This window comes from Shewanella sp. SM68 (assembly GCF_025653925.1).
In the GTDB taxonomy this organism is placed as follows: Bacteria; Pseudomonadota; Gammaproteobacteria; order Enterobacterales; family Shewanellaceae; genus Shewanella; species Shewanella oncorhynchi.
In genome coordinates, this window is sequence record NZ_JAKKRU010000039.1 from 1 (window position 1) to 605 (window position 605).

Sequence of the window (605 nt, forward strand, 5' to 3'; positions counted from 1 at the left end):
AAGATGGGTCTGTAGCTCAGCTGGTTAGAGCGCACCCCTGATAAGGGTGAGGTCGGTGGTTCAAGTCCACTCTGACCCACCAAATCTTCGTTCTCCTTTGTTAAATTAACACTCGTTTAGTGAACTAAACGTCGCGTTAATTTGCCGCGGATAACTCGATTTGGCAAACCAATCCTTTTAGAGGTTTGGAACATCTTACTTACTCGCACTGCATGTAAATGGGGCTATAGCTCAGCTGGGAGAGCGCCTGCCTTGCACGCAGGAGGTCTGCGGTTCGATCCCGCATAGCTCCACCATTTACACCTTATTCTGACTTTATTGMAAAGTAATAAGGCATATGCACTATGGATAGAGATGCCAAAGATAAACTAAAAAATTATCTTTGGCTTTTTTAAGCCCGCTCTTTAACAATTTGGAAAGCTGATAGTATTTAATTGCATGAGTCTGTCATGTGATTAATTACAAAACGTTTAATGCGAAAGCATTGAACATGAGTTCTCAAACACTTTATTAAGTGTCTTGAATATTCAATAGTAAATTATGCTTAGTGGCATAGTTTACGTCTAAGGCGCGTCCACTTCTTTGGTCAGAAGTGAGACAAGTAA

General features: G+C 41.2%; 2 tRNA genes. Both read left to right on the forward strand.

Going from position 1 to position 605, the window contains the following annotated elements:
- The first annotated feature begins 5 nt into the window (after positions 1 to 5).
- Positions 6 to 82: transfer RNA gene (locus tag L5M40_RS22550), tRNA-Ile, on the forward strand.
- Positions 83 to 220: 138 nt separating this feature from the next.
- Positions 221 to 296, forward strand: a tRNA-Ala gene (locus L5M40_RS22555).
- Positions 297 to 605 lie beyond the last annotated feature (309 nt).